We start from the raw sequence: 24,716 nt of genomic DNA, 5'->3' as shown, positions 1-24,716 counted from the left end.
TTTATTTATAACTTGCGCCATGCGTTATTTAATTATGGCCGCGGCCCTGCTGGCAATTGCGTGTAACCCCGTTCGTGAACGGACAGACACCTCCAATTACCAGGTGATCGGGGAAAAATGTTACGTGCTGCGCCAGCAACCGATGCAGGACAGTGCGGTGAAGATCGCCAAAGACAGTATCGTTCAATTCCTGGAAGGGAAGGGGTTTGCCGCCAAATTCATTGAGAAAGACAGTCTGATGTTTCGCCGGGCCAACGGCCTGCAGGTGGAGATCGTGCTGCCGACCGCGCAAAATGCGTGGGAATCCAACGCGATCATCGTTTTCGATCCGCAGAAGAATCCCTTTTTCGTGAACCTTCACAAGGGCACGGCGCAGGTTCAGCAATACGTGGCCGGACAGTAATTATCCCTCGAAACAGACAGTAACAGACAGTAGCCGACTTATTAATCCTTAGAATATCCTAATCCCTGACCATGCATCAACACATCCGTGTGACGGCGGAGGCCGTCGTGCTCCGGTACTCATCCAAAGAAGGCATGATGGTGCTCCTTACCAAGCGGACCATCCCGCCGCATATATTCAAATGGGGCCTGCCGGGCGGATTCGTTCATAACGATGAGCCTTTGGAGGCTTGCGTGCACCGCGAACTGAAAGACGAAACCGGCCTGAAGGCCAATTACCTCGAACAAATGAGCACCTGGGGGCATCCGGAACGCGATCCCCGCGGCAGGGTGCTTTGCGTGGCGCACCTGGCGCTTATCCGGCATTCGGCCAGCAAGATCGTGTTGGGAATGGGAACGAAGGAAGCGAAGTGGTATCCCGTCCGCGAATTGCCGGTTACGGCATTCGACCATGCGGAGATCGTTGCGGCGGCCATCGAGCACTTGCGGGTGCGGTTGCATACCGAACCGCTGGCGTTCGAGATGCTCGACGAAAAGTTCCCGGTTTCGGAGTTGGAGAAGTTGTACGAATGGGTGTACGACCGGTCGGTCGACCGCCGGAATTTCCAGAAAAAGATCAACGGGCTCGGATTGCTGGCTGCCCGTCCGGAGAAATTGAAGCACCCTTTGCAGGGGCGCCCGGCTCAATTATACAGCTTCAACCGCGACAAATTCCGGGAATTGAAGGAAAGTGGGTCGCCGGTGGAGATTTTCTCGTAATGCATTCACAGTCAATTTAAATGCTTTTGTACACAAATTAAAAATTGCGATCTTCCGAAATATCGTTGTTTTGTGTACAGCTTACATAAATAGTTATTGAAGCCTTGTCTGCAGCGGGTTTGCAGCGATCCTTCAGAAAACGGTGTATTTGAGGGGATTGGTGGTAGGTAGGGATCGCCGGGCGGAAATTTCCCCGTCGGGAATCATCCCGGGCGATGACGACGCTCACTTTTGAAGACGTCTTTAATTCCGAACTTTAATATCATACGATCAAAATCCCTATTCATGCGTACCGTTCGCAACCTTCCGTTTTTCTTCCGTCCGCACATCCAATTATTGTTGCTGGCCCTGGCTTGCTTCGCCTGGGGAAATTTCTTCGCTTCGCGGGAAGCGTTTATCACTGATTGGGGCACTCACTGGTACTGGCCACACGTTTATATTTATATGATCGTGGTGCTGATCGGGGAAACGATCATCTACAGGCTGGTATCCCGGTTATTGTGCTGGCCCTGGCTGTCGCACATCCATGTGGCGTCGATGTACTTTTTCGCCGTGGTGATGTGGGCGATCGAAGTTTCCGGGGATGTTCCGGGCGTTAGCATGGGCCCGGTTTCCCATGCTTTACAATGTTTTTCGGAATATTTCCTGCTGGCGGGGCATCTTGCTTTCTTCGCGCATATCTCGATCGGCGTTTTTGTGGGCGCGAAGTCGGCCGCATGATTTTTCCACTGTGAAAACTTTGGAGGGGTGGATGAACGTTCAGGCGATCGCGTTTACCTATTTTTGCGATGCCTATGAAACGCCTGAACAAAATTTCCCGGTATCTCCGTCCGGAAACGCTATTGATTTGCATGGCGTTCTTCCTTTTCATCATCGATCTCGTTCGTGTGCTCGACGGTAGCCCCGGTGGTTACCACGACAGCAGTTTCTATATCCATCCCGCGCTGTGGCCGCGTTTCGGGGCAGTGGCGTTGCTCGTTATGGCGGCGGTTTACCGTTTTACCCGGCGTTACCGCCAATGGCCGGCGCTGCAGTATTTCCATGTGGGCAGTTACCTGGCCATTCCCCTGATCATTTGGCTGGGCGACCGGTTGATGGACGTTCCCTATCCCGGCAATCCCGTTGTTTTTTATTACAGTCCGGCCACGGAAATGTGGATCGGCATTTTGACGATAATCCTCGTGATGGGGCAGCTCGCGTTCGTTGTGAACGTGGTTGCCGGATTTATGCGCGGCAGAAAAAATTTCCAGAATATATAGTTAGAAGATGAACCGAATGAACCGAAGATTCCTCCGCCCAGAATCCCTGCTGTCCTTATTGGCCGTGCTTTTCCAGTTGCAACACTGGAGCCTCGAAAGTCACGGGCTCCGCCTGCGGGGAGACACCTCCGATTATGTGACCACGATCGTTTTCGACAGCTGGTATGCTCCGTTTTCTATAATAGCGCTGCTGTTCGCGGGGGCTTTCTGGCTGGCGCGGCGGCTCCCGGAAAAGGGACTGTTGCCGTATGTGTATTTCGTGAGCGTGTTGGCGGCGCCGTTAATCACGTACAAGGTGGCGTCAATTTATCGTGTGACGTACTTTACCGGGAACCCTTCGTTTTACATCGCGGGAACGGATTTCTATAAGAAATTGCTGAATGCTATGCTGGTGGCCGTTTTCGCGGCGTTCATCGTCGGACAGATAATTTATGTGGTGAAACTGGCGGCATCCTATGTGAAAGACGTTAAATTCAATGCATGAAAGTTCGTTTCTCTTTCCGGTGGTTTTTGCGGCCGGAGGGTTTGCTGGTGTTGATGGCGGTTTTCTGGGCCTGGGTGCATGTGATGATTACCGGGCTTGGGTACGATATCCACATTTTTTTCGGGATACCGGTTTTCTGGCCGGCGGAAATGATCTTCTGGCCTCCGGTACCCCTAGCTTTTGCCGGGGTGTATCATTTTACGCGGAATTATCGCCAGTGGCCGCTGTTGTCTTATATTCACGTCGCCAGCCTGTTCGCGATTCCCGTGCTGGTGTATTGCTGGATGCCCTGGTTCAGTGCCATTCTGTATGAATTTACCGGTTTTCCGAACCAGAATGTGAAGGAGGAGTGGGAGCGTCAAGTACTTCGGTACAGCCAGTTCATCGACATAGCTACGATCCCTTTTGTGTTTTTCATCATCGCCGGACAAATCATTTTTATCGTGAATTTCATTGCCGGCTTTATCCGCGGTAAAAAACCGAGTGCATGAAAAAAGCGTTTTCTTTTCGATGGTTTTTCCGGCCGGAGGGGTTGATCACGTTGATGATCGTTTTCTGGTTGATCGTATATGCGATGAACTTCGCCCTGGGATACGACTACTTCGGCATCTGGCCGGAACCGACGCTCCTGTGGCCTTTGGCTTTGTTTGTGTTTGCTGTGATGTATTATTTTACGCGGGAGTTCCGGCAGTGGAAAGGCCTGCACTATTTTCATGTGGCGAGTCTGATCATTTTCCCGGTGTTGACGTTTCAATGGGCGGCCACGGTGGGCAATATGCCGGAGGAGTCTTATATTTTCCCCGATCTCGCCAGCCGACATAGATGGGAAGCGTACCAGGCGATGGTGGATGTGTTGATATTGCCCGCAGCGATTTTTGTTTTTGGGGGACAGGTTGCCTTCATTGTAAATATTATTGCCGGTTTCATCCGGGGTAAAAAAACGATTGCATGAAAAAGCCGAATGTTTTCCGGAGGTTCCTCCGGCCGGAGGTTATCCTTATCCTGCTGGCGCTGGGCCTGGCTACGGCTGCGCTCTTCCCATGGGATGACAACAATTCGATCGACATCCACTTGCACGACACCTATTACGTGATCGCAATTTCACACATCTGCATGCTACTGGCCATTCCTCTTGCTTTCGCCGCGATTGTCTATTTTCTGACGAGGAATTTCCGGCAGTGGGCTGTATTGAAATATCTCCATCTACTGAGTTTTGGGATGATCCCGGTTTTGCTATACTTTCTTTCGACGGATTTCCAGATAAGTTACTACCGGCAAGATGACGTTTTCAACCGCTTCAATTCCGTCAAAATGCTCTCGCTTGCTACAGTCCTCATTTTCGTTCTCGGACAAGTAGCTTTCCTCCTGAACCTCATCGCCGGATTCATCCGGGGTAAGAAAACCGCCACTTCATGATGCCTGTTGCTCCCCGAAAGCCGATCCGGCCATATATCGTCCTTTTGCTGCTGGCGGCCGCCATGGCCATTCCTGCGTTGTGCTTCTTCTGGGGCCGCAATCCGGTCATCGTGTTTCCCGGTTGGCATACTTATATCATCCCCAAACGGGAACTACTGCTGACGATGACGGGATTCTTTTCGATCCTGGCGTTGGTTTACTTCCTCACGCGCCATTACCGTCAGTCTACTTTCTGGCAATTCTTTCATATCGGCAGCTTGCTTCCGCCCGTTATTTTCTTTTCGCCTTTCAGTATTCCGGAAGTCTCGCCATATCCGCCCGTTCAATTCCTGCCCACATCGTTTTTGCCGACCATCGAAGGGTCTATTTTGATCCTGTATTGCTTACTCGGGCAACTGGCTTTTGTCATCAACCTCATAGCCGGGTTCATCCGCGGCAAAAAAAGCCCTAAGCCCGAACAATAACGCAACTGCGCCGTGGTTTCCGAATTTTTCGCATCTTGCGGGCTTATGCGTAAAGTTGTTTCTGCCCTGACATTGTGCTTACTGGCTTCCGGCCTCCAGGCCCAGGATGCCCCAATAGATTCGCTGCTGGCCGCAAGAAGGCGATCCTTCCTGCCCGTCCCCATCCTGGGATATTCCCCCGAAAAAGGACTGGAATTCGGAGTAGTGGCGCTGTACAGCTATTACGGCGACAAAAAGAACCCCGCGCCCACCACCCGCAACTCCACCGCCAGTCTCCTTTCCACCTTCACCACCAACAGCCAGTTCAAACTCGACTTGCGCTTCGAAAACTGGACGCGCGACAATCTCTGGCACATCCGCACCAATTTCCGGTACCACGATTTCCCCATGTATTTCTTCGGGATCGGCGATACCACCCATTATGATAACCGCAGCCTGGTCGGCAACCGCCGGTATAAAGTGTCTGCCGAAGCGGAACGCCGCGTTTCCCGGCACTTCTACGCGGGGATGTCGCTGCTGTCCCAGCACGATACATACGATTCCGACGACCCGAAAGGCGTGTACCCCGTGTCTAACCTGATCGATAAAGAAGGCGGATACTACACGTTCATCGGCGCCACCGCGATCTTCGACAACCGCGATAACCAGAATTATACGACCAAAGGCTCCTTCGTTCGCATGAACATCTCCTGGGCGCCGCAATTCATCAGCACGCGGAGCCTCTGGCGCCTCGAGGGCAAGGCCAGCCACTTCATTCCGCTGTCCAGAAAAAGTACGCTGGGCCTCAACGGCTACGCCGTGTCTACCCAGGGCGAAGTGCCGTTTTACATGATGGGGGAAATGGGGAACGATAATATCATGCGGGGGTATTATACCGGGCGGTACCGCGACAAAAACTACATCGCCGCGCAGGCGGAATACCGGTACTTCCTCGACCCGGGGATCCGGATCAAATTCTGGTTCGTAGACATGCATCCCACCTTTGCGCTGGCGGGTTTTGCAGGAGCGGGCACCGTTTTCTCCAACCGCAATATCGATATCAACCCCAAACCGAACTACGGCGCCGGCATCCGCTGGTTCTACGACAAAACCTCCCGGCTCACCGTGCGCCTCGACTACGGGATCGGCGAAAAACGCGCGGGGGAGAAGCGGCAAGGCGGTTTCTACCTGTCGATCGCAGAAGCTTTTTAACTGATTATCAGGATATTATACGAATAAAAAAGGCAGCCTTCTTATAGAAAGCTGCCTTTTTGTATGTAGCGTTTTGATTCTTCGGGGAATTACGGTTTCACGTATTTCACCATCGCATACAGGAACATCAGACCAAACAGGATGATGAAAAACCACGCGCCAAAATGGCCGATCTTATTACCGATCTCGTAAAAGGAATTAAGGAAAACAGTCATCAACATGATATACAGTTTTAAGATTTCGACGGCAAGTTAGGGCATATTCCCCGGTTTTAAAAATTTCGGGCGGCGTTTATGACGAGAATCAGCTATTTCGCTTTCTCTTTTTTCACGGTTTCCACGAGCTTGTACGCATACGCGCCTACGTCTTGCCGCGGCGGATCGTGCGGGATACGGCTCACTTTCAGCTGGTATACATTCCCTTTCTCGAATTTGAAACCTTCGATTTCGCCCATGAGTTTTTCCCAGGATGCGGGATCGTCCTGGAGGCGGTCGCCGTATTGCACGTCGTAACATTTCACTTTGCCGAAACCGGGGCCGTTTTCACATTCCCCTTCCGATTTCACCCACACCAGCAATTCTTTGGTAGCGGGCGCAGGCGCGGTTTTCTTCGTGAGCGTGAGCCCGTCTGTCCCGTAATCGGCGCCCAGGTACACGAGCGATTCACCGTCTTGCCGGAAGAGGAGCGAATCTTTTTTCGGGTTGCCGCTGCCTACGGTCACGAGCGTGATGAGGATTTTCCCGCTGTCGAGCGTGCTCCAGTTGCCCATTTGCACGATTTCGGGGGTGAAGTTCATGTAGTCGGTGGTCATCTGCGCGTCGTTGGTAGGGCGCAAAGTGAGGCCCACGAGCCGTCCGGGCGAGGAGGCAGCGGGCATACTGGCTTCGTAATATCCGTCCAAAACCACGCTGGTGGCCGCCGTAGCTGTAGAGTCGGCCGCCGGTGGCTTACTGCTGTTCTGACAGGCCGACATGGCAAGTGCGCCGGCCATGAACAGGGTGATGTGTGTTTTCATGCAACTGATTTTATGCAAATAACAACAGAAACCGGTTTGGGTTGAGTGACTTTATTTGGTGGGAACGGATTCCAGCAGGCTGCTGTTAAACAGATCGCCGGGGGAAACCATCTTTTCGCTGAATGGCGCGTTTTTCCCGTAACGCTTTTCCATCGTGGCTTTCACGATGGGGTGGGAGAGGTCGTAGGACCGGAGGGGCTTCAGTTCGCAGAGGTCGATGCCTACGGTGTGGTATATTTTCCAGACGAGCTCGGAGCAATAGATTTCCGCGTCTGACCAGTTGAAATAGATATCGTAGTTTTTGCCGATATACGGTTCCGCTTCGGATTTCATTTTATCGATGACCTCGGCGGTGAGGATGTTTTCTCCGTTTTTGAGACGTTTGACGGCGAAACTTTGCTTGTTGCGGAGTTTCCACAGTTCGAGGGTGGTGACGCTGACGGGTTGAACGGCTTCCAGGACCATCCAGGCGCCGTTGTCTGCGCGGTACAGGATACCGCAGTGCGACCAGGGGGAATGCGTGGCGCGGCGGATGGCTTCGCATTGCGGGGATTGGCTGTCCTGGAAAACGATATCGCCTTCGCGGAGGTTTTGCTGGGCGGAAGCGGGGCTCCCGGGCAGGAGTGCGGCGAGGATCAGCAGGCGGAAGAAATGCATACGGGATATTTTTTGTTGGCGGGATTTTGGCGTGAAATTAAAGAGAAAGGGTGAAGCGGAAATTCCCGGAAATTGCGATGGGGGTGCATTTGCGCCGGGCACCCCGGAAACCGCGGCGTCGGTTTTCATCCGCGGGCATACCGTCTTCAGCGCGCATTAACAATCTTGTCCAAACCCCGGTCCGCCTCCACAAATTCCATATTACAGCCATATTCACAACGTTAAAAATACGTCCATCCCTACACGATATTCCATCCACCCCCAACTTTAACATTTCAATAATTCAAATTCGTACAATTACACTTAATAATTATATTATATGTTTGTTTTCCAGAACGAAAGATAACTAGTAATTCCTTTGCAACATTGAAAGACCTATACCGTATGGCCGAGAGGATCATCTTTACATCTCATTAACAATCAATTCGTTAACAACTTTTTTACGGGCGCTGATGTGAGATTTCTCACATTCAGCTGTAATTTTGCGTTCGAGTTATTAACCCGGATTCGCACCTACTTTCCCTTAACCGGATCCCTTGTGGTGATTTTTGACCGCATCCCGAGAAGCCAACTTTTTTTGAGGACTTAAACCATTATCTGACTATGTCAAGACACATGATGCATCCTGCATTGGCAGGAGCGTTGCTGCTGTGCCTATTGGCCGCGGCATGCACGAAAGAACCGTTGGAAACGATCACACCGCCTCCTCCGATACCGGTCAAAGACACAACGTTCGCCATGAATAATCCCGTGAACGCTGCGTTGCTGCTCAGTCTCGTGAACGACGTCCGTTCCAGGGGCTGCAATTGCGGAGATACTTTCATGGCCGCAGCACCGCCCATTTCCTGGAACAGGGCCCTGGAGCGCGCCGCCTATCTGCACAGTAAAGACATGAAGGATTTCAATTACTTCAGCCACCAGGACCGCGACGGCCAAATGGCCGGCTACCGCATTTCCAGTATGGGTTACACCTGGTCTGCCTGGGGCGAAAACATCGCACTGGGAAAGCTCACCGAACAAACCGTGGTGAATGGATGGTTCAATAGCGTAACGCATTGCAAAGTGCTCATGAACCCCCGGTTCACCGAGATGGGCGTGGCAAAGGTCGGCAACTTCTGGAGCCAGGAACTGGCCGTCCCCAAGTCCGCCAAATAACCGCTTTCATATACAGGTTTTCCATCATAACGCACTGATTATTAATTTATTAATTTCGTTAACATAATTTTTGCAAGGATTTGCAGGGGAGGATGTATTTTTGGGTCCTGTTTGATTTTAGCCCTTCCTCTGAAAAAGCCAACGTGCTTTAACCTCCTCCTATTAAAAGCCCAGTACCGAACAATTCAAACTGGGAATTATGTTACCGAAACTGGTCCGTTATATACCTGTATATGCTGCGGCATGCCTGTTGCTGACCGCCTGCTCCAAAGATGACGCCGTGCAACCGGAAGCCCCCGGGCCCGAAAAGCCCGGCGATCCGCCCACGGCCGTAGTGGTCGAAAACCGCGCGAACAAAGACCTCGTGCTCCAGCTCGTCAATTCCGCACGCGCCAAAGGCTGCCAATGTGGAGACACCTGGATGCCCCCGGTTTCGCCCGTGGCCTGGAACACCCTGCTGGAGCTCGCCGCAGCCAAGCATAGTAAAGACATGCTCGACCGCAAATACTTTTCGCACAATAGCCCGACCGGCGCTACGCCTTCTCAGCGCATCACCGCAGCCGGTTACAACTATAACTGGTGGGGAGAAAATATCGCTTCCGGCCCTAAGTCCGAAGCGGAAGTCGTGAACGGTTGGCTGAACAGCCCCGGCCACTGCAAGAACCTCATGAGCGCCAATTTCCGGGAAATGGGCGTGGGCCGCACCGCCGACCTCTGGACGCAGGTTTTTGCCGCGCCCGCCGGCCGCTAGCCCATCATGGCGGCGGCATCTTTTTCCGCCACATGCGCCACAACAAGTACACGAACCCAACGGCACTCAGCACCAGCCAGGTGTAGAAAATGCCCATGAGCAGCGGGGTAGACACTTCCGGGTCTGCCCACCCAAGGTACAACCCGAAAAAAATATTGATCATCAGCCAGAACATACCGTAGAAAACGGTCCTCATGATCTTGATAAGGAACTTCATCAACTGCCAGTCGAACTGATTGCGGGAATCGTCTTCCATGTATTAAAGTTACGGAATGCAGAGTTTTCGCAGCGCGGCACTGTCGCCGCGGAATACGTTGAAATCCACCATCGTCCGGATCCCGTTCACCCTCCCGATGTCGGAATGCTGCCAGAACACCCAGTTGCGCGCGCTCCGCGGCCGTTCCTTCTGGTAATAATGCGCCACCCAGAGCGGGTAATCGTCGAATTCCTTGCCGAGATATGTTTCGTAAAAGTGGATATTGGTATAGATGATCGGTTTTACGCCGTAAGCCTTTTCCATTTCCTCGAGCCAGATGCGGGCCGTGCTGCGGATGACGGCGGGCGACTGGTTGTTGTGCACCTCGATGTCGAGCACCGGGGGCAGGTCTCCCGACTCCAGCTGGACCACATTTTTAAAGTTGATCGCTTGCTTGAGGGGGTCGCGGGTGGAGTAGAAGAAGTGATAGGCGCCGCGGATGACCCCGGCGTCGCGGGCTTTTTCCCAGTTGCGGCGGAAGGTGGCGTCTTGCCGGGTGATGCCTTCCGTGGCTTTGATGAAAGCAAAAGAGATTTTGATGTTCTCGACTTCCATCTGCTTTACGGCGCGCCAGTTCACGTTCCCCTGGAACTTGGAGATATCGATGCCGTGCACGGAGTAATTGACGGGAATGTCTATCCCGAATTCTTCGTACCTCACGAAGTTTGCGGGCCCTTGTTGCCGGAGGAGCCACCATACGCCGGCGGTAGCGGCCAGCGTCAGCACTGAAACGATCAGGAAAAACGCGCGCAGGCGTTTCCGGTTCTTTTTAGCCAATGTTTGGGATATTCTTATCGGTTGTTCCTGTAAAATCAGCAGCAAGTATAGGTCAATTTTCGCAAGCTTGCATGAAACCCGTTTGGTTGTCGTATTTTTAACGGCCAAACGGGCCCCTATTATGCCGAAACCGAATATCAACGACGCGCTCAATTTCCTGTCCAAGTTCACGCTCCGCAGAGCCTGGAACGCGGGGAAAGTATTGGGTAGCTTTTACTATAGCAAACTGCGCAGGAAGCCCATCCAATGGGGTTATCCCATCTCGATCTCCTTCGAGCCCACCACTTCGTGCAACCTCCGCTGTCCGGAATGCCCCAGCGGGCTCAGGGCCTTCACCCGCCCCACCGGCATGCTCGACAACCAGTTTTTCCGGCAAACGATAGACGAGCTGCACAAAGACCTCATGTACCTCATCTTCTATTTCCAGGGAGAACCGTACCTCAATACCGCGTTCCTCGACATGGTAAAATACGCGTCTTCCAAAGGAATATATACCGCCACCTCCACCAACGCCCACTATCTGACCGACGCGAACGCGAAGAAAACGGTGGAATCCGGGCTGGACAGGCTCATCATTTCCATCGACGGCACCACCCAGGACGTATACACGCAATACCGGGTGGGTGGGCATCTGGACAAGGTGATCGCCGGGGCGAAGAATATCGTGAAATGGAAAAAGGAATTGAATTCCAAGAAGCCTTTCGTGTTCTTCCAGTTCCTCGTCGTGAAGCCCAACGAGCACCAGATCGAAGAAGTGAAGAAGCTGGCGGCGGAAGTAGGGGTGGATGAAGTACGGTTCAAGACCGCGCAGGTGTACGATTATGAAGAAGGCAACCGCCTTATCCCCACGATCGATAAATATTCCCGCTACAAAAAGAACGACGACGGTACTTATACCATCAAAAACAAGATGGAAGACCATTGCTGGCGCCTCTGGCATTCGCCCGTAATTACCTGGGACGGCCTAGTGGTGCCCTGTTGTTTCGACAAAGATGCCACGCACCGCCTCGGCGACCTGAAGCAGACGAATTTCAAGACCCTTTGGCACAACGAGCAATACGTCAACTTCCGCACCCAGATTATCAAGGGCAGGAAGCATATCGATATTTGCGCGAACTGCAGCGAGGGCACCCAGGTCTGGGGCTGATCCTCACATAAAAATTGAAAGGGGAGCGTCGGGCATAGGGGCGGGGAAATTATTCCCCGTCGGCCTCGGGATCTGCCGAATTTCTTTTTCTCCGGTGTCTTCTGTTCCGGATTTTGTCTACCAGCTTAATGCCCAGCTTTACGCCGATGAATTCGAGCGCGCCGATGAGCACGCTGTTCAGCATCGATTTGCCGGCGCCGGATTTAAAGGCCGTTTTGGCGATGCCGCCTACCACGCCCAGGAATCCGCTGTTCGCGATACCGGGTACCACGGCGTTCATGGCCATGGAGCGGTAATTATCGCGGAGATGGTCTGCCCGCGCGCCCAGCTCTTCTTCCAGCCGGCGGCTCCTGCGCTTGAGGCGTTCCACCTCACGGTCGAGCATTTCGATGTCTTTGATTTTAATTTTCGCCATGGTGGAGGGAGTAGTGATTAATCATTCGCGGCCTGTTTTCTTGCTTCTTTTCTTTCTTCCGCGCGTTCTTCCATTTCTTCGATCTCTTCAACCAGCTCGGCCGCCAGCATATTGGCGAGCGGGCGCTGGATGAGGGATTTGCGGGCGATGAGCAATACAACGAACAGGAGCACGAAAGCGCCTGCCGCGCAGGAAAACCCGAGGGTCATGCTGCCGGTTTTTTCGCCGATCCAAAAGCCCAGTACCATCCCGAGAAATACCACTACGAAGAAAAACAGCAGGAAAGCCATGATGAGCGAGAAGAACAGTCCCATCGCTTTCGACAGCTTTCCTGCAGCCTGCAGTTTGATAATTGCCAGCCGGGTTTCAAGGTAATCCTTGGCCACCTTGCCGGTTTCCGAGAAGTAGTTGGAAAAGTTATCTTCCATGCAATGTTTTTTAAGCGCCGGGGCTTAGGTTAATTCGTTTTCGAGGGCGTCTTCGAGCTGTTGCTTTTTGTTGCGGAATTTATCCTTCAGCTTGTCTGCCTGGTATTTCAGTTTACCTACCCATTCCTCTTTCTTATCGGAGTTGAGGAAATAACCAACGGCCACGCCCACGGCGGCGCCCACGATGAAAGAAACGACTGCTTTTGAATTTCTGCTCATGGTCTAAGCGTTTTTTAGTGAAGAAATCGGGTTCCCTGGAGCTGGGGTGCCTATGCTCCAATTTGCTTTAAGGTTACAAAATTTGTTCCACAATTGTTCACACCATCCGGCAATTTGGTTAAATCAGCATTATTATTGCATAATTCCCCATGGCGGCAGACTTTGCAGTACTGCCAAAATGCCGTAGGTTTGAAAAACACCCCCGATTATATATGAGTTACATCGACAACGACCGGCTGAAACAGATCGCTTTCCTCCTGATCATCGCATTCCTTGGCATTATCCTGTTCAAGGAACTGTATGCATTTTTCCCCGGTTTCCTCGGCGCCGTGACCCTCTACGTTCTTTCCCGCCGCTGGATGTTCCGCCTCGTGGAAAACCGCAAATGGAAACGCCCCTGGGCCGCCGCGGTAATCATGATCCTCTCGTTTCTCGTCTTCCTCCTCCCCATCGGCCTGCTGGTGAACATGCTCACTTCCAAGATAGGATGGGCCATCAGCCACTCGACCGAGCTGATTGCCGGGCTCAAAACCATGAACGGGAAACTGGAATCGGCCACGGGCATCAATATTATGGCGGAAGGGCGGCTGGCCAAATTGCAGGAATATATCACCAATGTGCTGCCGGGATTCCTCGGCGCCACGTTCAACACCCTCACCGCCGTGGCCATGCTGTACTTTATTTTGTACTTCATGCTGGTGAACGCCCGCGAAATGGAAGAAGCGCTCTACGAATACATTCCGCTGAAAGACGAGAACGTGGAACTGCTCGCCCGTGAGATGAAAAACATGGTGATCAGCAACGCCATCGGCATTCCGCTCATCGCGCTCATTCAGGGTGTCGTGTCTTTGATCGGGTATTTGCTGTTCGGGGTGCCGGAGCCGGTATTCTGGTTCGTGGTAACGAGCTTCACGGCCATGCTCCCCGTGATCGGGGCGGCGGCCGTCTACGTTCCGATGGGGATTTATCTCCTCGCCATCGGCAACACCTGGCAGGGTATCGCGGTGCTGGCATACGGGTTCGGGGTGGTCGGTACCTGCGATAATCTCTTCCGCATGCTGCTCGCCAAAAAGATCGGGGACGTGCATCCACTCATCACCATCTTCGGCGTGATCATCGGGGTGAGCTTATTCGGTTTCGTGGGATTGATCTTCGGGCCGCTGCTCATCTCGCTCTTCATCGTCCTCATCCGCATCTATTCCAACGAATACCTCGTCAAGAAGCGCGAAGTGAAAATCGTGAAATCGCATCAGGCGAAAGAGAAAGTGATGAAGAAAGAGGAATAGCCCGCCTATTTATAGTAATTATTCTCCTGGATATATTTCCACACAGCGTCCGGCACCATGTACCGGGCGCTTTTTCCTTCTTTGATGAGCGCCCTGATCCGGCTGCTCGACAAATCCAGCATCGGCGCGTCCACGATTTTGCATTTGCCGCCGAAAGTATCGGTGACCGGATGGCCGGGTCGGTTATAGATATATATCTCGTAATTATCGAGCAGCTGCCGGTAATTCTTCCACCGCGGAATATTCTGGAAACTATCGCTCCCCATGATCACGGCGAATTGCTGCGTGGGGAATTTTTCGGTGAGATAGGTGAGGGTATCGATGGTGAAAGAAGGCCGCGGGAGCGTGAACTCGATGTTGGTGACGCGCAATTTCTGCTCACCGTCTACCGCCATCTCGGTAAGATGCAGCCGGTGATGCTCGTTCAGCAGGGATGCGGATTCCTTCAGGGGATTGTGGGGAGACACCACCATCCAAACCTTGTCCAGGTCAGTATTGTACGCCATGTAATTGGCGATGATCATATGGCCGGTGTGCACGGGATTGAAGGACCCGAAGTATAAACCGATTTTCATACCGGCAATATACAAGAAAATGCCATTTTACCCGAGCGGTTTGAAATGCTCGAAAACATATCCGCAATTGCGGCAATAGTGAATGGCCCTGCACAACGTAGAGCCGAAAGGGGAGCGGAGGTAAGTGTTTTCCGAATCGCAGTGCGGACAGGCCGTGTGCAGCTCGATCTCCGCATGTTCTTCCCCCTGCCGCATCTGCGGCGGCGCAATCCCGAAGTTCTTCAGCTTTTCATGCGCTCCGGCGGCCATGCGGTCGCTGTTCCAGGTGGCTTCCCGGTCGATCTCCACCGTCACTTTCGTATCGAGCGCCTTTTCCAGCACCGTGCGGATGTTCTGTTTGATATAATCTACCGCGGGGCAGGCGGAGAAGGTAGGGACCATCTTCACACGGACCCCTTCCTCCTCCAGGCTCACCCCGGTGATCATACCCAGGTCAATGACGGACAGCACGGGGATTTCCGGGTCCATCACCTGTTCCAGGGCTTTATAAATATCTGATTCACTGATCGTCATAATTACCAAATGGCCTGCGGGTCTGAGCGGAAAACGGCGCCCATTTCTTCCAGCAGGGGTTGTAAATATTCGGTATGATACCCTTTCCGGCCGCCATACACGGGCGTTACGGCATCTTCCGCCGGCAGGTTGAGCCCCGCGGCGGCGCAGAGGTTATAGATCCTGTCTACCCACATTTCCTTCAACTGTTTTTCTCCGGCATAAACGCCTTCGGCCATCAAGATCGCTTCGGCGGCTTCGTCCGGCTCAAACATGCCGAGGGCGAGGGGGAAGCAGGTGTTGAGGGCGGATTGCATGCGGGCATAGCTTTCTTCGCCGGCGCGGCAAAGCTGTGTGATCCAGGCGTTGGCGTGGAGGGTGTGGTATTTGATCTCCCCTTTCAGTTTTTCGGCCAGCGGGCGCAGTGGCGCAAACGAGCTGTTGCGCAGTTGCTGGTAGCGGATGGCCTCCGCATGGTCGAACAGGAAATGGCGCATGAGGCTGAAATCGTATTCCCCGTTGGGATGCTCCACGAAGTGGCAGCATTTGTAATCTTTTTCGTTGCGGAGGAACGCGAATGCGTCGGGGTCCTGGCCGCCGAGGTCTTCCTGCAATATGCGGTACAACGCCCATGCATGGCCGATCTTGTCCTGCGCCATGGATGAGAAAGCGATATCTTCCTCCATGATGGGCCCGAGGCCCGTCCATTCCGAGTTCCGGTGCCCCTGGACCAGGGCATCGTCGGCCATGGCGGTGAGCATCCGGGCGAGGGCGTCATTTTTTGTCATTCGCGGATTTTTTGAACTGGTTGATTTTTTCCATCACCTTGAAGCCGCTGGCATCGCGGTAAGTTTTTTCGGCATTGTTGGCGAACATGTCTTCGTCTTCGGCGTTGAACGCCAGGATGTCGGAACTGCGAACCACCCAGAGGTTGACGCATTTCTTCCGCCGGGCGAACTGTTCTTTGGCGAAAACGAGGGCCAGTTGGGCGTTGGGTGCGTGTACGCAGCCAACGTGCTCGTGGTGCGCGCCGCGTTTTTCCTGGTGGAACACTTCGAACGAATTCCAGTTTTCGCCTTCCTGCACTTCCACCGGTTCCCCGGATTCGAGGAGTTGCAACCGGTTCACGCGGGGGTCTAAAGAATGATGTGGTTGGTCCATAGTTGTGCGGTTGTGTGAATTAGGCAACGGGGGCTACTTTCGCGGCGTTCGGGTTCATGAGCGCCTTGCGCACCCATCGCCCGTGCTCTTCGGCCCACTGGCGCACCTGCAGGCGCTCTGCGTTGCAGGGGCCGCCGCCGTTGATGACTTTCTTGAAAAGGTCCCAGTCGGGATCGGTATAGCTCCATTTCCCCGTGGTTTCGTCTTTCTTCAGTTCCGGATCGGGCAACGTCATGCCCAGTTCGCGGATCTTGGGAACGTACATGTCGAGGAACTGGTTCCGCATATCGTCGTTGCTCGCCATTTTCACTTTCCATTCCATGAGTTTCTGGCTGTGGACGGAAGCCTTGTCCGGCGGACCAAAGAAGTGCATGATGGGCTGCCACCAGCGGTTCAGCGCGTCTTGCAGCATCTGTTTCTGCGCCGGCGTGCCGGTCGCCAGTTCGATGAACGCATCGTGCCCCTGTTTCAGGTGGAAGCTTTCTTCGTAGCAGATGCGCTCCAGGGCGCGGCAATACGGGCCGTAAGACCCTTTCGCGTTGGCCACCTGGTTCACGATGGCCGCCGCGTCGATGAGGAAACCGATCACGGTCACATCCGCCCAGGTTTCTGCCGGGTAATTGAAAACGTTCGAATATTTGGATTTTCCGCTCAGCAGGTCGTTGATCATGGCTTCGCGGCTTTTGCCGAGGGTTTCGGCGGCGTTGTACAGCAATTGGCCGTGGCCGATTTCATCCTGCACTTTGGCGATGAGCGCCAGTTTCCGCTTGAAGCCCGGCGCCCGGGTGATCCAGGTGCCCTCGGGCAGCGCGCCGATGATCTCGGAATGCGCGTGCTGTTCGATGAGCCGGATGAGCTGCCTTCTGTATTCCGAAGGCATCCAGTCGCCCGGTTCGATCTTTTCCCCTCTTGCGATGCGGGCTTCGAATTCGGCCAGCTTAACGGGGTCGTCGTGCAATTGCTCTTCCTTCAACTGCCGTTTGTTCGGTTCGTCGAAAATGTATCCTCCACCGTACATAATGGTGATTGTTTTGGTCTACCGTAAATTACTGATTTCCCCAGAACCCACCAATTTCCTTTCCCGTAGCGGATTTCCGGATTTTTTGAAGTCAAATTGATTTGCGAACTTTAGGGAATATGCGCCCTTTTTCCGCCCTTTTCCTCTTCGCAGGCTGGGCCGCCTGGCCTCCGCCTCCCGACGCCCCCGCGCCGCCGGGCCCGCCGGAAGTACTGAAGGTCGTATTCACGGAGGAACAGCGGCCGCTCGACCCCTCGTCCGACACGCTTTTCTACCACCAGCGCCACGCCACCGCCGAAGATTTCCGCGGGTCCCCGGGCTTCGGGGCCCGGTCAGACGCCGTCAGCTTCACCAGCTTCGGGTTCGACGGCTCCACCCGCCGCTTTCGCGACACCCTCGAAGTTCACCTCGTGCTCCAGGTGTTCTGGGTCCGCTCCGCCTCCTGGACGCGCACCCGGCCCCCGTCCCGCCACATCCTCGTCCACGAACAGCTGCATTTCGACATCACCCGCCTCGTAGCGGAACGTTTCCGGAAAAAAGTACTGTCCATGCCGCTGACGATCGATGATCACGACAGCCGCATCCAATACGAATACCTCGAATCTTTCCGGGAAATGAACCAGCTCCAGGAAGCGTTCGACGACGAAGCGCGCCACGGCGCCAACGGCATCGCCGAAGCACGCTGGCAACAGCGCATCCACAGCGCCCTCCGCGAAGAAGGCGTTATGCCCGCCCAACTTCCCTGAGCCGGCGGTAACGCTTCCGCGCCGTTTCCGTATCTTTATGCACATCACCCATCAACCCAACTTATGACCAAGCTCCAGACGCTCTGTGCCTGCCTCGCGGCAGGTATCGTACTTTCCGCCTGTAAGAAAGACAGGAAAACCGACGACCCGGGAACCGCCAACCAGAACAAATATGTGAACGACTGGATTTACAAAAACATGAAGGAGGTCTATTACTGGACCGGTAACATCCCCGCTAATCCTGACAGAACGGTTTCGCCGCCGGAGTTTTTCAGTTCGCTGCTGAAGCGCCCGGAAGACCGGTACTCCTGGATCCAGGATAATTTTGAAGAGCTGCTGGCGAGCCTTTCCGGCGTGTCGCAGGAATCGGGGATCGATTACGATCTTTTCCTCGTGGGCGGTAATCCGTATTACCTCGCGGGGATCGTGGAATATGTGAAGAAGGGAAGCCCGGCCGAAGCGGCGGGGATCGTGCGGGGCGATGTTTTCGTGGATATCAACGGCCAGCCCGTCAGGTACACCGGCCTGCAATCGGAAGTGAACAAGTTCGTGGACGCGCTCGGCAAACCCCACAGCCTGGGCATCCGCAAAGTGGTAACGGGGTCTGACGGGAAAGACAGTCTTACCGATGCGCGCGCCGTGCAGCTGTCTGTCGTAGAACTGGCGGAAAACCCGCTGTACCTCGATTCCGTGTATACCATCGAAGGGAAGAAGATCGGGTATTTCGTGTATAATTTCTTCGCGCCAGACAAAGGCGATAATACCAATGCGTACGACAACCAGGTGGATGCCGTGTTCGGCCGGTTCAAAAGCGCCGGTGTGCAGCACCTCATCCTCGACCTGCGCTACAACCCCGGCGGCGATTCCCGTTCCACCATCAACCTGGGCAGCAACATCGTCAAAGGTCTCGATCCGAATAAAACGTTCTTCTACCGCAAGTTCAACGATGCGTACCGCGATGCGCTCATCAAAGCCTACGGCGAATCCATCGTCACGTCGAAATTCACGAACGAAGCCAACAATATCGGCAACCAGCTGACGAATTTCATCGTGCTCACGTCATCCGGCACCGCATCCGCCAGCGAGCTGATCATCAATGGCCTCCGGCCTTATATGGAAGTGTATTTGATGGGAGATACCACAGTCGGAAAAAATCTCGGTTCCATCTCGATCTATGAAGAAAACGACCGGAACAACAAATGGGGCATGCAACCCATCGTTTCGCAGGCGTTCAATTCTGCCGACCAGAGCGATTATACCGGCGGCTTCCGCCCGTTGCCGCAGGATGTTTACCAAGAGGGCCTGCGCCTCGGCACCCTCGGCGATATCCACGAACCGTTACTTTCGAAAGCCCTTACCCGCGTGCTCGGGCATGCGCCCGCCGGCCGCAAAGCCGCGCCGGAAGGCTATCGTACGGCGATCGATAAAATCGCGACGAGCCGGAGCTTCAAAGCCTACAGCGGCCACTTCATCGATCCGCTCCCGAAACGGAACTAACATTTCCTGCATAAAAAAAGGCGCCCGATGCGGCGCCTTTTTCTTTATTCCTGGTCGATCCGTTTCAGGACATCGAGTATCGTATTGGCCGCCTGGTAAAAAAACGACGGTTGGATGCGGGAGAATTCGTCGCTGACTTTGTGGTAATCTTCATGATCTTCCACACCGAAATAAATGAACGGCACCTGCTGTGCGTGAAACGCGCCCTGGTCGCTTTGGTTCGTCCAGTTCTGGCTGCCTTCGTCGGGCCGGTCGTGCCCCATGAGCAGTTTGATCTTCGAATTGGCGGCGGCGGCGGTGATGGCGGGTTTGAGGTGCGGGTTCTGAAACGTTCCGCAGGCGTACAATTCATTTTTACCATTGCGGCTGACCATATCGAGATTGATATTGGCTTTGATCTTCTTGAGGGGAACGGGCGGGCGCGACACGAAATCCCTCGCGCCGCGGAGCCCCATTTCTTCCCCGTCGAACGCCGCGAAAATAAGGGTATGGCGCGGCGGATGTTTGGCGAACCACGCCGCAATGCCCAGGATGGCCGCTACGCCAGACGCGTTATCGTCTGCCCCGTTGAAAATACTGTCTGCCCCGTTGCCGGGCCCCACGCCCACGTGGTCGTAATGTGCGGATACGACGATCACGCTGTCGGTTTTGCCGGGGATATATCCGAAGAGGTTAGTGCCCATGATGCGCTTGTCGCCGCTCGTGAAATAGAACGGTTGTTCGTAAGTGCCTTCCCAGGGTTGGATGCCTGCTTTTTTGAAACGATCGAGGAGGTAAAACTGCGCCATCCGGTTGCCTTTGGAGCCCGTCTGGCGGCCCATGAACTTGTCGGCGCTGAGGGTTTCCACGTCTTTCAGCAACTGAACGGAATCCACCTGTGCCATGGCAGCCGGGGCCAATGCTGCGCAGCATATTAGGGTCAGGAGTGTCTTCATCTGGTTCGTATTTACCCAAATGTAGGGAATAACGCCAGCTAAACCCGCGCAGTTAACACAAAAAAGCCGGCTACCCGAAAAGGCGCCGGCTTTACTATATTCGGATGCTTTGTTACTGGAAAAGGTGGAACACGCCCCAGCTGCAGACGTACGCGAGCAGGGTCATGTACACGAACTGGATAACGGGGTATTTCCAGCTTTTGGTTTCGCGTTTTACGATGGCGAGCGTACTCATACATTGCATGGCGAAAGCGTAGAAGATCATGAGCGAAAGCCCCGTGGCCAGGGTATACACGGGCCGCCCGTCGGGCCATTTGGCCATGGCCATTTTCTCGCGCAGCGTAGCGTCGCTGTCTTCGGTGTCGCCCACACTGTACAGCGTGGCCATGGTACCTACGAACACTTCGCGCGCGGCGAAGGAGGTGATCAGCGCGATGCCGATTTTCCAATCGTACCCCAGCGGTTTCACCACCGGTTCGATGGCGTGACCAAGAATCCCTGCGTAGCTGTTGGCGAGTTTGGCGGAAGAGAAGTCGCGGTTCAGTTGTTCGATGGCGGCACTGTCTGTCGTAGCGGCGATCTGCGCTTCATATTCCTTGTGGACGGCGTCCATTTTCCCCGACGGACCGTAAGACGCCAGGGCCCACAATATTACCGAGATCACCATGATCACTTTACCCGCATCGGTGACAAATATTTTCGCTTTCTCGATCATGGTGGTGCCCACGTTCTTCCAGCGGGGGGCGCGGTACACGGGGAGTTCCATGATGAAGTAGCTTTTCTCCTTGATTTTGATGAAAAGCTTCATGACAGCGGCTACGAGGAACGCCATCACGAACCCGAGCAGGTACAGTACCATCATGGCGAGGCCCTGCAGGTTGAAGATGCCGAGCACCGGAACGTCGGGGATGACGAGGGCGATCATGATCGTATAAATGGGCAGCCTGGCCGAGCAGCTCATGAGCGGGGTGATCATGATGGTTATCAGGCGCTCTTTGCGGTTCTCGATATTGCGTGCGGCCATGATAGCGGGAACGGCGCAGGCCACACCGGAAATGAGGGGCATGACGGATTTCCCGTTCAGCCCCACCTGGCGCATGAGCCGGTCTGTGAGGAAGCTGATGCGGGCCATGTAGCCGGTATCTTCGAGGATGGTGATCAACCCGAAAAGTATCGCGATCTGCGGAATGAACACCGCGATGCCGCCGAGGCCGGCCACGATGCCGTTCACGAGCAGGTCTGTCCAGTTATTGTCTGGCAGCACGCCCGTCAGCCAACCGCCCAGGGAGCCGAAGCCGGCTTCGATGAGGTCCATGGGGTAGGAGGCGAGCCAGAATATGCTTTGGAAAAGGAGGAACAGCACGCCCAGCAGGATGAGGTAGCCCCAAACGCGGTGCAGGAGGATGTTATCGATCCTTTCCGTCTGGAGTTGCTGCTGGAGGGGGTCGGTTTCCACCACCGTGATGTTCATGATATGTTTGATGCGGGCGTATCGCTGCATGATCTCTTCCGCCTGCACTTTCGTTTTGTTGAAGTTTTGCGCTTTCAGCAATTCGCGCAGGCCGTGTTGCCGGGCTTCGGGGATGAAAGTCAGCTCTTCGTGATTGGCAGCCACGTGCAGCGCCGCGTAGTCGCTGGAAACGGGGAAAATCTGCTTCACGCCGTCTATCACGGCCGGGGCGAGCAGACGGTTTTCGATGAATTCCCGGGCGGGGACAACGAATTTCTCCTGCGCCACGAGCTCGATATTCTTTTTCAGGGGTTGCAAGCCCTTGTTCTTGCGCGGGTTGATGGCTACCACAGGCACGCCCAGCTCACGTTCCAGCCCGGCCAGATCGATCTCGATGCCTTTTTTCTTGGCGATGTCCATCATGGTGAGCCCGATGATCACGGGCATTTTCAGGTCTATGATCTGGGAGCAGAAAAGCAGGTTGCGCTTGAGGTTAGACGCGTCGGCGATGATGATGACCATATCCGGGCGGTCGGCATTATCGGGTTGGAGGAGCACGTCGTACGTCACATATTCGTCTGCACTTTTCGGGTACAGGGAGTAGGTACCGGGCAGGTCGATGATGTTCGCCTCCAGCGTCGGCGAAATGCGGGCGCTGCCGGTTTTTTTGTCGACGGTAACGCCGGGGAAGTTGCCTACTTTCTGGTTTAATCCTGTCAGCGCATTAAAGAGCGAGCTTTTGCCGCTGTTCGGGTTGCCGACCAGCGCAATGTTGATGGGTGCCTTCATCCTTATCTGATCCTCCGGTTTTTTGAATATGCAAAACTAGCAATTAAATAGGGAGGGCAATGATCGGATCGGGAAAAATAGGACAGGCGGCGCTTCCCGAAAAAGAAAAAACCGCGGTAAACACCGCGGTCTCTCAGGTTTTAGAAACTAAACTTATTGTGACGAATTGCTATATCTTATGCGATGGGTTTCGGGAGGCTGAACAGGAAACCGACGAACCGGTTCGCTGCGGTTGTTTTGGCGGGCTGAACGGAATCCGTTTTCCTTTCGGGTTGCGGATTTTCGCGGTCGGGGCCCTGGTAGCGGTAGTTCCGGTCGAGGGAGTCGCGGAACTGGCGGTCGGGCGTGGGCGGTACTTCCCTTCTTTCCCAGTCACCGTTCTCGTTCATTTTCAACTCCATACGCTCATTTCTGTCCCAATCGTGCCCTTCATCCCACCAGCGGCCGCGGCGGTAGCCGTCGAAAATGAAGTGGTTGCGCGCGTCCCGGTCAACGATCACTTCCTTGCGGGAGGGAACGTATACCGTGAGGTAAACCCGTTGGAGGCGGTATTTTGAATCGCGGGGGATGGAAAATCCGCTGGGCAGGAACAGGACGGAATCGCGCTGGGAAAGCTGGAACTGGATCTGGCCGGCCAGTTTGCGGGCTTCGGCGCTGGTGCGGCCTTTGGATTTCTTCGCTACGGCCACGCTGAATTTATCGTCCAGGCTTTTTTCGATGTTGATGACGATGTGCCCGATCACCACGGTGTCGTCGGAGATGCGCACATGATCGTCGAACATAAAGTGGTCGTCGATATCGAGCATTTCATCGGCGCGGGAGATGATGAGCCTGCCGTTGGAAGGCTGCTGGATGGTGAGCTCTTCCCGGATCCCGTTTTCGGTCGTGAAATCGCGGGAAACGGACACGGCGAGGGAAACGGCGCATACGATGCCGAGGATCCAGAAGAAGCCGAGCGTCATGCCTGCGTATTTGTTCGGCATCCGGTTGCCGGTGATCTTGCGCACCAGGAAAAGGATGAGCCCGAGGATGGGGATGCCGATCAGCAGGGCAACCGTGGGCCAGAAAAGCATCGTTTGGGTGCCATCGGCGAAAATGAGGTGTTTGATCGGCAGCAGGACCGCGGAAAAGGAGGCAGCGGCGATCAGTCCCACTACCAACACGAAGAGCAGTACGAAGCCGAAGAAGAGGAAAAACCCTTTGGCGATCCAGGCGATGGCGTTACCCAGCCCCCGGAAGAACGACTCTATCGCAGAACCGGCATCTCTACCGAACTGTTTCCCGCGGCCCGTAGAAAAATTTCGCACATCGTCCCCCATTCTTTCCATGCGGGCGCGGATCTGGCTCATCTCTTCCTGAACGGTCGCTTTAATATTGTTAACGTCTACACGCTCCCCCCGCATTTCCAGTTTTTCGGCTGCGGTGTCCGCTTCGGGCGTAGCAAACCAGAGGATGAGGTATACGAGGATGCCGCCACCCCAGAAAAGGGCTGTGATGACGAAGAGGATGCGCATGATCACGGGGTCCATGCGGAAATAAGCTGCGAGGCCGGAGCAAACGCCGCCGATCACCTTGTGGTCGGAATCGCGGTAGAAGCGTTTACGGGGGCGGATATACGGGTCGAACGCCTGTTGCTGGCTTTGCTGTTGCGATTGGGAAGATGAAGCGTTGCCGTTAGCGGGCTGCTCGTCGCCGAATTGCTCGGGCGTGCCCATGGAAGCCTTGATCTCGATCACGTCTTCGTCGGTAATGCAATGCGCGCCTTTGCGGATTTTATCCTGGAATACTTCGGCGATGCGGCTTTCGATATCGCTCACGATCTCGTCTGCCCCCTCTTCCTGCGAGAAATATCGCTTCAGGCTGTCCAGATACTGCCTGAGCAGCTCGTAGGCCGAGTCCTCGATGGGAATCAGGCGGCTGGAGAGGTTTATGTTGATAATCTTTTTCATCTCTGAATCTTGGTTTTTAGGTT

The 24,716-nt window shown here is 54.4% G+C and carries 32 protein-coding genes; 16 read left to right on the top strand and 16 right to left on the bottom strand.

Going from position 1 to position 24,716, the window contains the following annotated elements:
- The first annotated feature begins 19 nt into the window (after positions 1 to 19).
- The 10 genes from WJU22_RS04785 (at position 20) to WJU22_RS04740 (ending at position 5,975) form a co-directional block, all read left to right on the top strand.
- Entirely contained in the window at positions 20 to 403 is a 384-nt protein-coding gene (locus WJU22_RS04785; RefSeq protein WP_341842123.1) for a hypothetical protein, read from the top strand.
- Positions 404 to 474: 71 nt separating this feature from the next.
- On the top strand, positions 475 to 1,161 hold the full coding sequence (locus WJU22_RS04780; protein WP_341842122.1) for an NUDIX hydrolase: 687 nt from the start codon (positions 475 to 477) through the stop codon (positions 1,159 to 1,161).
- Between the two features lie 285 nt (positions 1,162 to 1,446).
- Complete coding sequence (locus WJU22_RS04775) at positions 1,447 to 1,881, top strand: hypothetical protein (RefSeq protein ID WP_341842121.1); 435 nt, start codon at positions 1,447 to 1,449, stop codon at positions 1,879 to 1,881.
- Positions 1,882 to 1,955: 74 nt separating this feature from the next.
- Positions 1,956 to 2,420 (top strand): hypothetical protein, encoded by a 465-nt coding sequence (locus WJU22_RS04770; protein ID WP_341842120.1) that lies wholly within the window; start codon positions 1,956 to 1,958, stop codon positions 2,418 to 2,420.
- Between the two features lie 16 nt (positions 2,421 to 2,436).
- A complete protein-coding gene (locus WJU22_RS04765; RefSeq protein WP_341842119.1) occupies positions 2,437 to 2,904 on the top strand; it encodes a hypothetical protein in 468 nt (155 codons plus the stop codon).
- A gap of 41 nt (positions 2,905 to 2,945) precedes the next feature.
- Positions 2,946 to 3,395: a hypothetical protein gene (locus WJU22_RS04760; protein ID WP_341842118.1), complete on the top strand. Its 450-nt coding sequence runs from the start codon at positions 2,946 to 2,948 to the stop codon at positions 3,393 to 3,395.
- Entirely contained in the window at positions 3,392 to 3,856 is a 465-nt protein-coding gene (locus tag WJU22_RS04755) for a hypothetical protein (RefSeq protein ID WP_341842117.1), read from the top strand. Before WJU22_RS04760 ends, WJU22_RS04755 begins: the two co-directional genes overlap by 4 nt.
- A complete protein-coding gene (locus tag WJU22_RS04750) occupies positions 3,853 to 4,320 on the top strand; it encodes a hypothetical protein (RefSeq protein ID WP_341842116.1) in 468 nt (155 codons plus the stop codon). The genes WJU22_RS04755 and WJU22_RS04750 overlap by 4 nt, the downstream gene beginning before the upstream one ends.
- Positions 4,317 to 4,784: a hypothetical protein gene (locus tag WJU22_RS04745; RefSeq protein ID WP_341842115.1), complete on the top strand. Its 468-nt coding sequence runs from the start codon at positions 4,317 to 4,319 to the stop codon at positions 4,782 to 4,784. The genes WJU22_RS04750 and WJU22_RS04745 overlap by 4 nt, the downstream gene beginning before the upstream one ends.
- A 45-nt stretch (positions 4,785 to 4,829) precedes the next feature.
- Complete coding sequence (locus WJU22_RS04740) at positions 4,830 to 5,975, top strand: BamA/TamA family outer membrane protein (protein WP_341842114.1); 1,146 nt, start codon at positions 4,830 to 4,832, stop codon at positions 5,973 to 5,975.
- Between the two features lie 89 nt (positions 5,976 to 6,064).
- Here WJU22_RS04740 and WJU22_RS04735 read toward each other — a convergent pair whose 3' ends face one another.
- The 3 genes from WJU22_RS04735 to WJU22_RS04725 form a co-directional block, all read right to left on the bottom strand.
- On the bottom strand, positions 6,065 to 6,196 hold the full coding sequence (locus WJU22_RS04735) for a hypothetical protein (protein WP_262707091.1): 132 nt from the start codon (positions 6,194 to 6,196) through the stop codon (positions 6,065 to 6,067).
- A gap of 86 nt (positions 6,197 to 6,282) precedes the next feature.
- On the bottom strand, positions 6,283 to 6,990 hold the full coding sequence (locus WJU22_RS04730; RefSeq protein ID WP_341842113.1) for a DUF4377 domain-containing protein: 708 nt from the start codon (positions 6,988 to 6,990) through the stop codon (positions 6,283 to 6,285).
- Positions 6,991 to 7,041: 51 nt separating this feature from the next.
- A complete protein-coding gene (locus tag WJU22_RS04725; RefSeq protein WP_341842112.1) occupies positions 7,042 to 7,647 on the bottom strand; it encodes a YiiX family permuted papain-like enzyme in 606 nt (201 codons plus the stop codon).
- 603 nt (positions 7,648 to 8,250) lie between these two features.
- On the opposite strand from WJU22_RS04725, the gene WJU22_RS04720 reads away from it, so the two are divergent.
- Both WJU22_RS04720 and WJU22_RS04715 read left to right on the top strand, forming a co-directional pair.
- Entirely contained in the window at positions 8,251 to 8,802 is a 552-nt protein-coding gene (locus WJU22_RS04720; protein ID WP_341842111.1) for a CAP domain-containing protein, read from the top strand.
- Positions 8,803 to 9,001: 199 nt separating this feature from the next.
- Complete coding sequence (locus WJU22_RS04715; protein WP_341842110.1) at positions 9,002 to 9,553, top strand: CAP domain-containing protein; 552 nt, start codon at positions 9,002 to 9,004, stop codon at positions 9,551 to 9,553.
- 4 nt (positions 9,554 to 9,557) lie between these two features.
- Here the strand turns inward: WJU22_RS04715 and WJU22_RS04710 are convergent, their stop codons facing one another.
- Positions 9,558 to 9,809, bottom strand: coding sequence for a hypothetical protein (locus WJU22_RS04710; RefSeq protein WP_341842109.1), 252 nt, complete (start codon positions 9,807 to 9,809; stop codon positions 9,558 to 9,560).
- Positions 9,810 to 9,818: 9 nt separating this feature from the next.
- Entirely contained in the window at positions 9,819 to 10,586 is a 768-nt protein-coding gene (locus tag WJU22_RS04705; protein WP_341842108.1) for a glycoside hydrolase family 25 protein, read from the bottom strand.
- Between the two features lie 121 nt (positions 10,587 to 10,707).
- Between WJU22_RS04705 and WJU22_RS04700 the strand changes: the two genes are divergently transcribed.
- Positions 10,708 to 11,733, top strand: a complete 1,026-nt coding sequence (locus WJU22_RS04700) for a radical SAM/SPASM domain-containing protein (RefSeq protein WP_341842107.1) — start codon at positions 10,708 to 10,710, stop codon at positions 11,731 to 11,733.
- Positions 11,734 to 11,782: 49 nt separating this feature from the next.
- Here the strand turns inward: WJU22_RS04700 and WJU22_RS04695 are convergent, their stop codons facing one another.
- The 3 genes from WJU22_RS04695 to WJU22_RS04685 are packed head-to-tail and all read right to left on the bottom strand — an operon-like array spanning position 11,783 to position 12,795.
- Entirely contained in the window at positions 11,783 to 12,148 is a 366-nt protein-coding gene (locus WJU22_RS04695) for a hypothetical protein (RefSeq protein ID WP_341842106.1), read from the bottom strand.
- A 17-nt stretch (positions 12,149 to 12,165) separates the two neighbouring features.
- Positions 12,166 to 12,576 (bottom strand): hypothetical protein, encoded by a 411-nt coding sequence (locus tag WJU22_RS04690; RefSeq protein ID WP_341842105.1) that lies wholly within the window; start codon positions 12,574 to 12,576, stop codon positions 12,166 to 12,168.
- Positions 12,577 to 12,600: 24 nt separating this feature from the next.
- Positions 12,601 to 12,795, bottom strand: coding sequence for a YtxH domain-containing protein (locus WJU22_RS04685; RefSeq protein WP_126249386.1), 195 nt, complete (start codon positions 12,793 to 12,795; stop codon positions 12,601 to 12,603).
- Between the two features lie 212 nt (positions 12,796 to 13,007).
- Here WJU22_RS04685 and WJU22_RS04680 point away from each other — a divergent pair, with 212 nt between their 5' ends.
- Positions 13,008 to 14,081, top strand: coding sequence for an AI-2E family transporter (locus tag WJU22_RS04680; protein WP_341842104.1), 1,074 nt, complete (start codon positions 13,008 to 13,010; stop codon positions 14,079 to 14,081).
- Positions 14,082 to 14,086: 5 nt separating this feature from the next.
- On the opposite strand, the gene nadD is transcribed toward WJU22_RS04680, so the two are convergent.
- From nadD to paaA, 5 genes are read right to left on the bottom strand one after another with little or no spacing between them, the layout of a single operon-like run.
- Positions 14,087 to 14,656, bottom strand: coding sequence for a nicotinate (nicotinamide) nucleotide adenylyltransferase (nadD, locus tag WJU22_RS04675; RefSeq protein WP_341842103.1), 570 nt, complete (start codon positions 14,654 to 14,656; stop codon positions 14,087 to 14,089).
- A gap of 27 nt (positions 14,657 to 14,683) precedes the next feature.
- A complete protein-coding gene (gene paaD / locus WJU22_RS04670; RefSeq protein ID WP_341842102.1) occupies positions 14,684 to 15,169 on the bottom strand; it encodes a 1,2-phenylacetyl-CoA epoxidase subunit PaaD in 486 nt (161 codons plus the stop codon).
- A gap of 2 nt (positions 15,170 to 15,171) precedes the next feature.
- Positions 15,172 to 15,936 carry a 1,2-phenylacetyl-CoA epoxidase subunit PaaC gene (gene paaC / locus WJU22_RS04665; RefSeq protein WP_341842101.1) on the bottom strand — a complete coding sequence of 255 codons (765 nt, stop codon included), beginning with the start codon at positions 15,934 to 15,936 and terminating at the stop codon, positions 15,172 to 15,174.
- Positions 15,923 to 16,309 carry a hypothetical protein gene (locus tag WJU22_RS04660; RefSeq protein ID WP_341842100.1) on the bottom strand — a complete coding sequence of 129 codons (387 nt, stop codon included), beginning with the start codon at positions 16,307 to 16,309 and terminating at the stop codon, positions 15,923 to 15,925. The genes paaC and WJU22_RS04660 overlap by 14 nt, the downstream gene beginning before the upstream one ends.
- A gap of 19 nt (positions 16,310 to 16,328) precedes the next feature.
- On the bottom strand, positions 16,329 to 17,327 hold the full coding sequence (gene paaA, locus WJU22_RS04655) for a 1,2-phenylacetyl-CoA epoxidase subunit PaaA (protein ID WP_341842099.1): 999 nt from the start codon (positions 17,325 to 17,327) through the stop codon (positions 16,329 to 16,331).
- A 119-nt stretch (positions 17,328 to 17,446) separates the two neighbouring features.
- Between paaA and WJU22_RS04650 the strand changes: the two genes are divergently transcribed.
- Both WJU22_RS04650 and WJU22_RS04645 read left to right on the top strand, forming a co-directional pair.
- Positions 17,447 to 18,073, top strand: coding sequence for a DUF922 domain-containing protein (locus WJU22_RS04650; RefSeq protein ID WP_341842098.1), 627 nt, complete (start codon positions 17,447 to 17,449; stop codon positions 18,071 to 18,073).
- Between the two features lie 63 nt (positions 18,074 to 18,136).
- Positions 18,137 to 19,570 carry a S41 family peptidase gene (locus WJU22_RS04645; RefSeq protein ID WP_341842097.1) on the top strand — a complete coding sequence of 478 codons (1,434 nt, stop codon included), beginning with the start codon at positions 18,137 to 18,139 and terminating at the stop codon, positions 19,568 to 19,570.
- Positions 19,571 to 19,614: 44 nt separating this feature from the next.
- On the opposite strand, the gene WJU22_RS04640 is transcribed toward WJU22_RS04645, so the two are convergent.
- The 3 genes from WJU22_RS04640 to WJU22_RS04630 form a co-directional block, all read right to left on the bottom strand.
- Positions 19,615 to 20,505 carry a M20/M25/M40 family metallo-hydrolase gene (locus tag WJU22_RS04640; RefSeq protein ID WP_341842096.1) on the bottom strand — a complete coding sequence of 297 codons (891 nt, stop codon included), beginning with the start codon at positions 20,503 to 20,505 and terminating at the stop codon, positions 19,615 to 19,617.
- A gap of 112 nt (positions 20,506 to 20,617) precedes the next feature.
- On the bottom strand, positions 20,618 to 22,744 hold the full coding sequence (gene feoB, locus WJU22_RS04635) for a ferrous iron transport protein B (RefSeq protein WP_341842095.1): 2,127 nt from the start codon (positions 22,742 to 22,744) through the stop codon (positions 20,618 to 20,620).
- A gap of 176 nt (positions 22,745 to 22,920) precedes the next feature.
- Entirely contained in the window at positions 22,921 to 24,693 is a 1,773-nt protein-coding gene (locus tag WJU22_RS04630) for a PspC domain-containing protein (protein WP_341842094.1), read from the bottom strand.
- Between the last annotated feature and the right edge of the window lie 23 nt (positions 24,694 to 24,716).

The organism is Chitinophaga caseinilytica (assembly GCF_038396765.1).
Lineage (GTDB): Bacteria > Bacteroidota > Bacteroidia > Chitinophagales > Chitinophagaceae > Chitinophaga > Chitinophaga caseinilytica.
Note: the sequence above shows the minus strand (reverse complement) of the source record. Positions and strands in the feature narration are given on the sequence as shown.

What these genes read in the sequence shown, in the direction of transcription:
- WJU22_RS04785 (WP_341842123.1), top strand. Translation starts at nt 20, where the DNA reads ATGCGTTATTTAATTATGGCCGCGGCCCTGCTGGCAATTGCGTGTAAC.
- WJU22_RS04780 (WP_341842122.1), top strand. Translation starts at nt 475, where the DNA reads ATGCATCAACACATCCGTGTGACGGCGGAGGCCGTCGTGCTCCGGTAC.
- WJU22_RS04775 (WP_341842121.1), top strand. Translation starts at nt 1,447, where the DNA reads ATGCGTACCGTTCGCAACCTTCCGTTTTTCTTCCGTCCGCACATCCAA.
- WJU22_RS04770 (WP_341842120.1), top strand. Translation starts at nt 1,956, where the DNA reads ATGAAACGCCTGAACAAAATTTCCCGGTATCTCCGTCCGGAAACGCTA.
- WJU22_RS04765 (WP_341842119.1), top strand. Translation starts at nt 2,437, where the DNA reads ATGAACCGAAGATTCCTCCGCCCAGAATCCCTGCTGTCCTTATTGGCC.
- WJU22_RS04755 (WP_341842117.1), top strand. Translation starts at nt 3,392, where the DNA reads ATGAAAAAAGCGTTTTCTTTTCGATGGTTTTTCCGGCCGGAGGGGTTG.
- WJU22_RS04750 (WP_341842116.1), top strand. Translation starts at nt 3,853, where the DNA reads ATGAAAAAGCCGAATGTTTTCCGGAGGTTCCTCCGGCCGGAGGTTATC.
- WJU22_RS04745 (WP_341842115.1), top strand. Translation starts at nt 4,317, where the DNA reads ATGATGCCTGTTGCTCCCCGAAAGCCGATCCGGCCATATATCGTCCTT.
- WJU22_RS04740 (WP_341842114.1), top strand. Translation starts at nt 4,830, where the DNA reads ATGCGTAAAGTTGTTTCTGCCCTGACATTGTGCTTACTGGCTTCCGGC.
- WJU22_RS04735 (WP_262707091.1), bottom strand. Translation starts at nt 6,196, where the DNA reads ATGTTGATGACTGTTTTCCTTAATTCCTTTTACGAGATCGGTAATAAG.
- WJU22_RS04730 (WP_341842113.1), bottom strand. Translation starts at nt 6,990, where the DNA reads ATGAAAACACACATCACCCTGTTCATGGCCGGCGCACTTGCCATGTCG.
- WJU22_RS04725 (WP_341842112.1), bottom strand. Translation starts at nt 7,647, where the DNA reads ATGCATTTCTTCCGCCTGCTGATCCTCGCCGCACTCCTGCCCGGGAGC.
- WJU22_RS04720 (WP_341842111.1), top strand. Translation starts at nt 8,251, where the DNA reads ATGTCAAGACACATGATGCATCCTGCATTGGCAGGAGCGTTGCTGCTG.
- WJU22_RS04715 (WP_341842110.1), top strand. Translation starts at nt 9,002, where the DNA reads ATGTTACCGAAACTGGTCCGTTATATACCTGTATATGCTGCGGCATGC.
- WJU22_RS04710 (WP_341842109.1), bottom strand. Translation starts at nt 9,809, where the DNA reads ATGGAAGACGATTCCCGCAATCAGTTCGACTGGCAGTTGATGAAGTTC.
- WJU22_RS04700 (WP_341842107.1), top strand. Translation starts at nt 10,708, where the DNA reads ATGCCGAAACCGAATATCAACGACGCGCTCAATTTCCTGTCCAAGTTC.
- WJU22_RS04695 (WP_341842106.1), bottom strand. Translation starts at nt 12,148, where the DNA reads ATGGCGAAAATTAAAATCAAAGACATCGAAATGCTCGACCGTGAGGTG.
- WJU22_RS04690 (WP_341842105.1), bottom strand. Translation starts at nt 12,576, where the DNA reads ATGGAAGATAACTTTTCCAACTACTTCTCGGAAACCGGCAAGGTGGCC.
- WJU22_RS04685 (WP_126249386.1), bottom strand. Translation starts at nt 12,795, where the DNA reads ATGAGCAGAAATTCAAAAGCAGTCGTTTCTTTCATCGTGGGCGCCGCC.
- WJU22_RS04680 (WP_341842104.1), top strand. Translation starts at nt 13,008, where the DNA reads ATGAGTTACATCGACAACGACCGGCTGAAACAGATCGCTTTCCTCCTG.
- nadD (WP_341842103.1), bottom strand. Translation starts at nt 14,656, where the DNA reads ATGAAAATCGGTTTATACTTCGGGTCCTTCAATCCCGTGCACACCGGC.
- paaD (WP_341842102.1), bottom strand. Translation starts at nt 15,169, where the DNA reads ATGACGATCAGTGAATCAGATATTTATAAAGCCCTGGAACAGGTGATG.
- paaC (WP_341842101.1), bottom strand. Translation starts at nt 15,936, where the DNA reads ATGACAAAAAATGACGCCCTCGCCCGGATGCTCACCGCCATGGCCGAC.
- WJU22_RS04660 (WP_341842100.1), bottom strand. Translation starts at nt 16,309, where the DNA reads ATGGACCAACCACATCATTCTTTAGACCCCCGCGTGAACCGGTTGCAA.
- paaA (WP_341842099.1), bottom strand. Translation starts at nt 17,327, where the DNA reads ATGTACGGTGGAGGATACATTTTCGACGAACCGAACAAACGGCAGTTG.
- WJU22_RS04650 (WP_341842098.1), top strand. Translation starts at nt 17,447, where the DNA reads ATGCGCCCTTTTTCCGCCCTTTTCCTCTTCGCAGGCTGGGCCGCCTGG.
- WJU22_RS04645 (WP_341842097.1), top strand. Translation starts at nt 18,137, where the DNA reads ATGACCAAGCTCCAGACGCTCTGTGCCTGCCTCGCGGCAGGTATCGTA.
- WJU22_RS04640 (WP_341842096.1), bottom strand. Translation starts at nt 20,505, where the DNA reads ATGAAGACACTCCTGACCCTAATATGCTGCGCAGCATTGGCCCCGGCT.
- feoB (WP_341842095.1), bottom strand. Translation starts at nt 22,744, where the DNA reads ATGAAGGCACCCATCAACATTGCGCTGGTCGGCAACCCGAACAGCGGC.
- WJU22_RS04630 (WP_341842094.1), bottom strand. Translation starts at nt 24,693, where the DNA reads ATGAAAAAGATTATCAACATAAACCTCTCCAGCCGCCTGATTCCCATC.